Source organism: Nostoc sp. FACHB-152 (assembly GCF_014697475.1).
In the GTDB taxonomy this organism is placed as follows: Bacteria; Cyanobacteriota; Cyanobacteriia; order Cyanobacteriales; family Nostocaceae; genus Nostoc_B.
In genome coordinates this window covers 34,356-44,092 of record NZ_JACJRV010000059.1, presented here as the reverse complement: position 1 = coordinate 44,092, position 9,737 = coordinate 34,356, and the positions used below count along the sequence as shown (strand labels likewise).

Annotated in this window: 8 protein-coding genes; 5 read left to right on the top strand and 3 right to left on the bottom strand. The window is 38.8% G+C overall.

The window, feature by feature from the left end; all coding sequences use genetic code 11:
- The first annotated feature begins 310 nt into the window (after positions 1-310).
- From fni to H6G76_RS26930, 4 genes are all read left to right on the top strand, one after another.
- Positions 311-1,363 carry a type 2 isopentenyl-diphosphate Delta-isomerase gene (fni, locus tag H6G76_RS26945; RefSeq protein WP_190708016.1) on the top strand — a complete coding sequence of 351 codons (1,053 nt, stop codon included), beginning with the start codon at positions 311-313 and terminating at the stop codon, positions 1,361-1,363.
- A gap of 70 nt (positions 1,364-1,433) precedes the next feature.
- Positions 1,434-3,269 (top strand): signal peptide peptidase SppA, encoded by a 1,836-nt coding sequence (gene sppA, locus H6G76_RS26940; protein WP_190708012.1) that lies wholly within the window; start codon positions 1,434-1,436, stop codon positions 3,267-3,269.
- 339 nt (positions 3,270-3,608) lie between these two features.
- Positions 3,609-3,776 (top strand): hypothetical protein, encoded by a 168-nt coding sequence (locus tag H6G76_RS26935; RefSeq protein WP_190708009.1) that lies wholly within the window; start codon positions 3,609-3,611, stop codon positions 3,774-3,776.
- Positions 3,777-3,888: 112 nt separating this feature from the next.
- Complete coding sequence (locus H6G76_RS26930; RefSeq protein ID WP_190708006.1) at positions 3,889-4,128, top strand: hypothetical protein; 240 nt, start codon at positions 3,889-3,891, stop codon at positions 4,126-4,128.
- Here H6G76_RS26930 and H6G76_RS26925 read toward each other — a convergent pair.
- Positions 4,125-4,862: a GDYXXLXY domain-containing protein gene (locus H6G76_RS26925; RefSeq protein ID WP_190708004.1), complete on the bottom strand. Its 738-nt coding sequence runs from the start codon at positions 4,860-4,862 to the stop codon at positions 4,125-4,127. The genes H6G76_RS26930 and H6G76_RS26925 overlap by 4 nt on opposite strands.
- A gap of 189 nt (positions 4,863-5,051) precedes the next feature.
- Positions 5,052-6,497, bottom strand: coding sequence for a DUF2157 domain-containing protein (locus H6G76_RS26920; RefSeq protein WP_190708001.1), 1,446 nt, complete (start codon positions 6,495-6,497; stop codon positions 5,052-5,054).
- A gap of 151 nt (positions 6,498-6,648) precedes the next feature.
- On the opposite strand from H6G76_RS26920, the gene H6G76_RS26915 reads away from it, so the two are divergent.
- A complete protein-coding gene (locus tag H6G76_RS26915; RefSeq protein WP_190707998.1) occupies positions 6,649-7,596 on the top strand; it encodes an RsmB/NOP family class I SAM-dependent RNA methyltransferase in 948 nt (315 codons plus the stop codon).
- A 58-nt stretch (positions 7,597-7,654) separates the two neighbouring features.
- Here the strand turns inward: H6G76_RS26915 and H6G76_RS26910 are convergent, their stop codons facing one another.
- Positions 7,655-9,490, bottom strand: coding sequence for an alpha-amylase family glycosyl hydrolase (locus tag H6G76_RS26910; protein WP_190707995.1), 1,836 nt, complete (start codon positions 9,488-9,490; stop codon positions 7,655-7,657).
- Positions 9,491-9,737: the final 247 nt, after the last annotated feature.

The following is a 9,737-nucleotide window of genomic DNA, read 5'->3' as shown; positions in this document are numbered from 1 at the left end:
TTTGTTTGTCGCGGTTCAGTTGTCGCGGCGCTTGTCTTTCGCCTTGACACTTTATCTAGGTTAACTACCCACAACTGGATTGTCAAGGGGTAACAGAAAAAATTTTTTTAGCTCTGGCTGAACTGGTTTTAAGGCGTTTATAAGGGTTATCAATCAAGGCTTTTCCCTAAACTTTCGTTTAGAGTAATGACATTCAGTCGTTAGTTGGGTGGGAGACAAGAGCGTTTAATAAGGGGACAAATACTATTTCGTATGGTTCTGAACGCTGCCACAATAGTGATGCAACTGCTTTGATATCTTGTAAATACTAGTGAACGCTCCTACTAATAACTCCTCAGCACAAACTCAGTCGCGTAAAGCTGACCATATCCGCATCTGTTTGGAAGAAGATGTTCAATTCCATGAAACCACTAACGGACTAGAACGTTATTGCTTTACTCATTGTTGTTTACCAGAATTAGACCGCAACGATATTGATATCAGTACAATTTTTTTAAATAAACGCTTAGGCGCACCTTTGTTAGTTTCCTCGATGACTGGGGGAACTGAACAAGCAGGAATTATTAACCGACGTTTAGCTGAAGTCGCCCAACACTACAAATTCGCAATGGGTGTTGGTTCGCAACGGGTAGCCGTTGAGAAACCTCAAGTAGCTGATACTTTTGCTGTCCGTAAGTATGCGCCTGATATTTTGCTGTTTGCCAATGTTGGTGCAGTACAGCTTAACTATAAGTATGGTTTAGATGAATGTCTGCGAATTATCGAGATGCTAGAAGCAGATGCTTTAATTTTGCACATTAATCCCTTACAAGAGTGCATTCAACCGAAAGGAGATGTGAATTTCAAGGGATTGCTAGATAAAATTTCCAAGTTATGCAATCAATTATCAGTGCCAGTGATTGCGAAGGAAGTTGGTAATGGCATTTCAGGCGTAATGGCAGAAAAGTTGATTGCTGCGGGGGTGAGTGTAATAGATGTCGCTGGTGCAGGTGGTACTTCTTGGGCAAAGGTGGAAGGTGAACGGGCGGAAAATGCTTTGCAGCGACGTTTAGGGAAAACATTTGCTGATTGGGGCTTACCTACGGCAGCGTGTATTGTTGATATTCGCACGATCGCACCTCACATTCCCTTAATTGCTTCTGGTGGTTTGCGTCATGGCTTGGATGTTGCTAAAGCGATCACTCTTGGCGCAGATATTGCAGGTTTAGCAATGCCTTTTCTACAAGCAGCAGCGTTATCAGAAGCAGCAGTTTATGAGTTGGCAGAGGTTTTAATAGCAGAAATTATTACGGTATTATTTTGTACAGGTAACGAGAACTTGCATCAGTTAAAAACTTCTGGAAGTTTACAACGCATACAATAAAAAAATAGTAGTTTGAGTTCTGTAGCAAATTACTGGTGACTAATCATTTTTGAGTAATAAGTATTGACTAATGAATAATTTTTTTAAACAAACTTTTGCTAGTTTAATAGGCAGTTTGTTAGGACTATTTATTTTCTGTGGTATTAGCACGACAGGGCTGTTATTACTGTTGTTTGCGATCGCTGCTTCTAAAGATCTTAGCCCAGTTGTCAAAGATAAGTCGGTGGTAGTTTTTGACTTGTCAATGACTATTACTGATAGGGAACCTAGTTCTGGAGAAGTGTTACAAGAAGCTTTATCAGGTAGCGCAGAAGAAAGATTAACGCTCCGCAAGATTCTAGATTCTATAGAAAAAGCACAACGTGATCCAAAAATTGTAGCGATTTATTTAGATGCCACAAAGGGAGGTGGAGTTAGTAACATCGGTTTCGCTTCTCTAAAAGAAATTCGCAAGGCCTTAGAAGAATTTCGCGCATCTGGGAAAAAGATTGTGGCTTATGGCACAGACTGGGGTAAAAAGGAATATTACCTGAGTTCAGTCGCTGATACTGTTGTGCTAAATCCATTAGGTTCAATGGAAGTGAACGGATTGAGTAGCCAACCTATGTTTTTGGCAGGTGCGTTACAAAAGTTTGGTATTGGGGTACAGGTTGTCAGAGTTGGTAAATTTAAGGGTGCAGTAGAACCGTTGATTTTGAATAAGTTAAGCCCAGAAAACAGGGAACAAACACAGAAGTTACTAGATGATGTATGGACTGAATGGCGGACTACGGTAGGAACAAGCCGGAAAATGAATCCAGAAAAGTTGCAGGCGATCGCAGATAATCAGGCAATAATAGAAGCACCCGCAGCTAAGAGCAGTGGTTTAGTCGATCAAGTTGCTTATCACGATCAAGTAGTTGCTGATTTGAAAAAACTTACAGGTAGTGATAAAGACGATAAAACTTTCAAGCAAATTGATTTAGATGAATATGCCCAAGTTCCAAATAAATCCCTGAGTGCAGAACGGCAATCAAAAAATAAAGTTGCTGTAGTTTATGCTGAAGGCGAAATTGTTGATGGCAATGGTGATGAAGGCCAAGTAGGAGGCGATCGCTTTGCCAAGATATTCAACAGAATACGGCAAGATAAAAATGTTAAGGCAGTTGTATTAAGGATTAATAGTCCAGGTGGTAGTGCTACTGCATCTGAGATTATGCAGCGAGAAGTACGCTTAACTCGTGAGGTAAAGCCTGTAGTAGTATCTATGGGTGATGTCGCTGCTTCTGGTGGGTATTGGATAGCCAGTGACTCTAACAGAATTTTTGCTGAACCAAATACAATTACGGGTTCTATTGGTGTATTTGGAATATTGTTGAATGGGCAAAAATTAGCTAATGATAATGGTATCACTTGGGATGTAGTCAAAACTGCACGTTATGCCGATACTCAAACAGTTGCCCGTCCAAAATCACCTCAAGAAATAGCAATTTATCAACGCAGTGTTAACCGCGTTTACAATCTATTTTTAAATAAAGTTTCCCAAGGTCGAAAATTACCAGAAAAAAGAGTTGCTGAGATTGCCCAAGGAAGAGTTTGGTCGGGTATAGCAGCTAAAGATATTGGTTTAGTTGACGAAATTGGTGGATTAAATGCTGCTGTTGAGTATGCTGCTAAGGAAGCGAAACTTGGAGAAAATTGGCAATTAAAAGAATATCCTAGAGAAGGCAGTTTAGAAGAACGCTTTTTTGGCGGAGCAATTGAGGATGTCAGCACTGCTTTGGGGATGAAGAAGACACAAAATCAACCATCAGATTTACTGACTGTGGAATTTCGTAAACTACAACAGGAATTAGCCGTGCTGCAAAATATGAATGATCCGCAAGGGGTTTATGCTCGTTTACCATTCAATATCAAAATTGAATAGAAGAGTCAGAATACTAGGTATTGAATACTAAGAAATGCTTCTATAGATTTTAAATTCCTAGTATTAAATATAAAAATGTAATGAGAGAAATAGGCTGCTAAGTGTTCATAGCAGCTATTATATTCGAGTTGAGTTTATAGCCAAGCTATGCGATTTGATGAAGAAATAAAAATCCTGTGGGAAGCACTCTGTCATGTGTCTCATGCGACTATTTATTCATATCAAGTAGTAACTAAATTTGAGGAGATTGAAGACGGGATATCAAACAATCTGTTTATTATACTTATGTTGCTACGTTGCAATTACCATTTAATTAACAAGCATTATGTGACTAATTCAATGGTATATTTTGCGAAAGCTTACCATAGTGACCAAGATGAATTTCAGAGTCGGCGAGATGCAGCGAAAATTGCAGCCCAAACCGCCACTAACTATATGTCCAAGGAAGGTCAGCAGTTAATCAAAGAGTATTGTAGAGCTTGGCAGTTGGCTTCCCCAAGTAGTTAATAGAAGTTCGGTTCACCCTGCGAGTTCTAAATTTCTAAAACCAGCTGACAACAACAGCATAGATGTGTAAAGTAGTTTAGGAATAATATTTTAAACTTTTATGCATCCATCTATGGATAGAAAAACTAAACGCTTGTTGCTGCTTGTTGCCTCTTGTAGTATTACTGGGGTAATTTTAGGAGGTACTAGCAGTTGGGCAGAGAGCAATCTTTGCTTACGTGCTAGTCAAGTTACAAATGATTGTCTTACCCAAGACCCTATTCAAAAAACTATCCAAGGTATGAGTGCTGGGCTGATAGCGGGCGCAGGGGCAGCTTTTGGGGTAGGCTGGAATCTACGCCATCATGACTAGAATTGATAATTGCGATCGCGCACCCATAGACTGACAGGTACAGCTTTACCCTGTGAGTCTACTTTGGCTTTAACTACTATTGATCGTGATTGTCCATCTCTAGTTTGCCGAACTGCTTGAGAAACATCATTACTGATCTGTTGCCGTTCTTCATCTGGCACATTATAGTTTTCTAGACCGTACTGTACATAGCCATCCTGATACACTCCTTTTAAGGCCGCTTGATTATTCGGGAGTGATCTGGGTTGGTTGCTAGTCACTCGTACCGGTCTCCAAGCTCTGGGAACACCACGGCTGAAGGAAGGTTGTTCTTGTAAAATCACATACAAGTTGGTTCCTTCTACTAATTGTCCACCTCTACCGCGATTTCTTCTGAGCAATTCTTGCCATCCCGGCAATCTTCTAAGTGCAGAAATTCGAGATATATTATAGTCAAGCTCTAAAGAATTACCTTGCAACACATTTCTAGAGTTCACAGGTACAGTTTGAAGAATTATCTCTTTACCTGTGATGCTTGTATACATTGATAGAAATGGTATTGCAAAGATTATTCCGGCTTGAATTGCTAAAGGAATGAATAACCGCGAGCCGGGTAAGGGCTTATTCGCTTTTTGTTCTGTCGCTAATAAATAATCCCGAAAAGTTAACTTGCCTGAAAATTCTGCTTCGGGAGATAATGGCTTATTCTTACTAGATTCAGAATTTTTGGTAGATTCGGGAGAGTCACTTTTCATTGGCGTAGTCCTAAAAATCAGGGTAGTGGGTAGAATCAAACAAAATTATTAGGACTGACGCAGAGAAACTGATGCACAGAGATTATGAACAAAGGCAATGAGACATCTAGGTAATCTCTTGCCAAGGGTTGAATATTTACAGTAGGGAACAGAGGAAGAAAAAACAGATTTCAGGTAATGCAATATAAATCACGAAGATTTTGCACCTGAAGATTTAGAACCAGATCCTAAGCGGCGTTCAAACCAAAGTCCAGCACTAATCAATGCAGAACCACACATGACTAATACTAGTGACTTGAATAGAAGTTCAGTGTCATACTCTAGTACGCGGCTAATTACTTGCAATGTTAACAACAGCATACCGCCCCAAAAACAACGCCTGTCATTTAACTTCAATCCTTCACGAATTAGTCCCCAAGCTAATACTGCTAAAAGTACATTGAAAGCAAAAACTCCTAAATCCTCAATAGGGTTGATAGCTTGATGCCAAAAAGGCATTATGGCTGTGAAACCCAAAAAGGTGACAATCATGGGTAGATTGAAGACTACTTCTCGACGGGTAGGGTTGTTGCGCTGGCGCATCAAAAACAACCATTGCAAAACTGCCAAGCCGCTTAGAATTCCCAAATCAATAATCGGCCGAGACATGAATACATTCATGTTACCGCTTGGAGAAGAGAAATTGTAGCTGGTTGTTGCCCATACCCAACGGAAGGACAAAACATAAAAAACTAAACCGAAGGCTATCAAGGCCAAGTCACGGGCTAGGGGTTGAAATAGCCTGTAATTGATTGTCGGAAACAGCAGGTCATCATAACTCCAAAATATTGCTGGCGGCAATGTAAAAGCAAAAGATGCTACCCAAGGTGCTGCTTCAGAAAGGTTCGACAGTGGTAGGGGATCGAGGTTGAGTTGTAAAGAAGTTGCAAAAACAAAAGCGGCGATCGCAAAAATCCACCGCGATCGGCAAAAATAGGCTAAGGGTACAAACAATAGCCATGACAGCAATGGCATATGTTTGACTACAAGTTGCGCCCAATTCCAATCACCAGCAGAGTATCTTAAATCTCCTTCTAATCCTATCCAATACCCAATTTGTATTAGGATAATTCCCAGGATTCCGAGAGAATTTAAAGACAGGCTATAAGCCATGACCAAAACACCAAAACCCCAAGCAAAAAATAGTTCAGGAGTAGAACCGTTAAGATTAAAAGCATCTGCCATTAACGCTATGGTTGCACCTAAAACCATCGCGGCTAAAATTAACAATCCTTCGCCTAAAATACGTTGACTGCGTTTTGGTTTCTTACCTTCTGGAATGCCAATTGCTGCTTGTCTCCAGGTATAAAAACCCGTGATTGTTGTCGCTATAAACAAACTCATCATAATGATGAATTTGACATCGCGTGACCATCCTTGCCAGTTTGCGGCGACAAAAGTAATCATTCCTAAAGTTAATAGGATAATACCGAGAGTTACCGCAGTCATCGTGGAGCGATCGCGCACAGCAGCTTCCAGGTTATTAAATTGATAACGGTCTGCTATTTGTTGATATTGGGAAGAACTAATTAGTCCTTCATCTCGCCATAGTTGTGTTTCTCGGCGTAATTTCCGATGGAAATTATCTAATATCATGACCATCTCCAATGTAGTGAGTTAGCTTTACGGTCATCGTCAGAATAGCGGTTATTTATTGTATTTTCAGTATGCAGCCAAGGCAGTTGATGGCATTGTTCTTCGTTAACAATTTGACTATTAGAAATAAGTATATTTCTTGACATATACAATGGAAAAACCTTCAAATTTGCTACTTAAACTTTCACGGCGTTTGTTTGAAACTTCCGATGAGCAAGAAAAATTTATCGCAGCCTTAATTAACCCTAAATCTTTTCAACCTTGTATTCTTTGGTGTCAGGAAAAACCAGAGATATTACCTTTTTCAACGGACACATCCTTAAGCTGGCAACCGCAATTTATTGACCGTTTATGTTTAGGCGAAAAACCAGGACAAGATTCCCTACATCATCAAGGATATTTTTATTGTTTAGATTTTTCATCTGTATTTTCAGCTTCTATTTTGTTAGCTATTACTCAGCCAATACAGTTAATTTTTGATATGTGTGCTGCCCCAGGTGGCAAGAGTATTTTTGCTTGGAAAGCTTTACAGCCAGAGTTACTTATTAGTAATGAAGTGATTGGCAAACGCTTAGGTATGCTAATTTCTAATTTGAAACGTTGTCAGATTAGTCCGTCTATTATTGTAAATAGAGATTCTAGTATTTTTGCGGAAACTATTCCTCAATCTAGCAACCTAGTAATTGTAGATGCGCCTTGTACAGGACAGTCTTTATTAGCTAAAGGCGAAAAAGCACCTGGTTGTTTTCATCCAACTGCAATTAATAAAAGTGCCAATCGCCAAAAGCGGATTATAGCTAACTCTGCTCAAATAGTTGCACCTCAAGGATATCTTGCTTATATGACTTGTACTTACTCTCCAGAGGAAAACGAGCAAGTATGTGAATGGTTTTTATCACGCTTTCCACAGTTTCAAGCAGTAAGTGTTAAACATTTACAAGAGTACCAATCCCACCTAAGTAGTATTCCTTGTTACCGGATGTTCCCTCAAAGTAGATTGGGTGCTGGTGCGTTTACAGCGTTGTTTCAAAATATTAATGATGGCGAAAGAAAAGAGATAGACTCAAGTGCGTTAACTGCGGTATGGAGTAATACTTAAAGCTAAATAAAAGGGCGCATATTTATGCGCCCAAGGGGAGGAAAAATATTTAAAAGATTTACTCGTAAATGACAAATCCAGCAGCAGGAACAGTAATTTTCACAGATTTACCATTTCTCGCTTCAATTTTTACTTTTTGACCTTGCTGTTGTTTATTAGTCGAGTAAATACAAGTAAGGAAACTACCTTCTTGATGTAACTCGTTATCAATAGTTACCCAAGCTTCACGAGGTTGATAATAATCGGTGTTGATGACTGCAACTATTTCTTGATCGCTAAGAATTCGTGACCAAGGTACAATAGAACGAATTTCGTTACCAATCATCTGAGGTAAGCCAAAGTTTACGCCATCGCCAGAAATAGGACGGAGATATTGACGACCTCGACTTAAAGCTTTTTTCTCTCTTCTGATTTTCAGAATTTTGGCAATTTCTTGATAGACATAATTTTCTTCATTAAAGAAGTGAACGCCTTTGGTAGCAAATGCACCAAATTCGCCACCAAACATGGCTTCTCTCAAATAGCGATCGCTTCCTCCATTACCATCAAAGCATTGTTCTGTGCCATAATAAATACAAGGAATTCCCAGCGTTAAAGCATTAAGTGCTAACGCATTCAGTACCACTTTTGACGCATCCTTATCTGCACAGAATCTAGCTTTATTTTGCCCTTTACGAACTTGGTCATGGTCGTCAAACATCGTCACGACCTTATCCCTAAACCAAATGTGAGATTCTTTTTGTACAAGTAAGGAATTACGAAACAGGCTAAAGTAATCGCTAGGACTACGATATCCTTTGACAAGATATTCAAGTTTATCAGGAATATCATCTACACCTAAAGCAGCATCTAAACCTGTTTCTTCTAATGTTTCAAAAGCTTTGCGTCTTCCGCCTGTAATCTCACCAACTAAGAAGAATTTTTCCTTACCAATACTTTGAGCAAACTCATGAATCATAGAAGCAAAAATGCGGGTTGCTCCTTTATCCATGTGTTTGACAGTATCAATGCGGAAGCCATCAATATCGGCGTATGCTATCCAATATTTATAAACCTGAGCTAGATATTGAAGTGCAGGAGAAGAAACATAATCATCAAGAGTTCCGAAGCCGTGGCGGATATCTTTTAAATCCTCAAAATCTCCTTCTAAAAATTCAGGGTAGCCATCCCAATTTCTAATACGTCCTTTTTGGGTATATATGGATGGGTCTTGAAATTCTACTGGCCAAATAGATGCATTCTCATTAGGCCAAGTTGCAGGATTTTTAGGATCTGTTTTGACAAATGGTATGTTAGCTTGTCCATTTTCGTCATTAAATCCCTTAACTTTATAAGGTGTACCATTATAATCAACATTACCTGCTTCATAACTAAAGATATTACCAGAATGATTCAAGATAATATCTAAAATGACGTAAATACCATTATCATGAGCAGTTTTTACTAATTCTTTCAAGTCTTCACTACTGCCAAACTTAGGGTTAACTTCAAGGAAATCTTGAATACCATAGCCGTGATAGGTTTCTTGAAAAGATACTTGTTTAAAAATCGGACTAATCCAAATCGCTGTTACTCCTAAACGCTTTAAGTAACCGATTTTGCTAATTAATCCTTTAAGATTACCACCAACGTATTTTACTCCTGCTTCTTGCCAACGTGCAGCGTCTTCTGGGGTACGTGTAGCGTTGTTTTGATCTCCTGAAAAAGGTGGGGTTTTACCACTAGAAACAATATTTCCTGTGTTGTCCTTATATCCATTTTCTTTACCATCAGAAAATCGGTCAAGCATCATAAAATAGAAGACCTGATCTTCCCAAGCTATGGGAGATGGATAGAATGTTTTATCAGATATAAGAGAAGCTAGATTTAGTTGTGATAGTTGCTTTACTGGCATGGGAAGATTTTAGATTAATGATTGGAATGGTTGCTGAATATAGAGTTTATCTATAGACAAGTGATGAACTTCTATGTAAAAGCAGTACATCTAAACTTGTTATAGATATAGAGACATACAAAACTTTGTTTTTATATTTCGGACAAACCTGAAGTTTATTAGTTTAAATTTTACTTACTATTTTCATTAATGCTCATCAATGGTTCATAAAAATAACTTATTAAAATAGTAAATTATAAATTTAATT

What these genes read in the sequence shown, in the direction of transcription:
- sppA (WP_190708012.1), top strand. Translation starts at nt 1,434, where the DNA reads ATGAATAATTTTTTTAAACAAACTTTTGCTAGTTTAATAGGCAGTTTG.
- H6G76_RS26935 (WP_190708009.1), top strand. Translation starts at nt 3,609, where the DNA reads ATGGTATATTTTGCGAAAGCTTACCATAGTGACCAAGATGAATTTCAG.
- H6G76_RS26930 (WP_190708006.1), top strand. Translation starts at nt 3,889, where the DNA reads ATGGATAGAAAAACTAAACGCTTGTTGCTGCTTGTTGCCTCTTGTAGT.
- H6G76_RS26925 (WP_190708004.1), bottom strand. Translation starts at nt 4,862, where the DNA reads ATGAAAAGTGACTCTCCCGAATCTACCAAAAATTCTGAATCTAGTAAG.
- H6G76_RS26920 (WP_190708001.1), bottom strand. Translation starts at nt 6,497, where the DNA reads ATGATATTAGATAATTTCCATCGGAAATTACGCCGAGAAACACAACTA.
- H6G76_RS26915 (WP_190707998.1), top strand. Translation starts at nt 6,649, where the DNA reads ATGGAAAAACCTTCAAATTTGCTACTTAAACTTTCACGGCGTTTGTTT.
- H6G76_RS26910 (WP_190707995.1), bottom strand. Translation starts at nt 9,490, where the DNA reads ATGCCAGTAAAGCAACTATCACAACTAAATCTAGCTTCTCTTATATCT.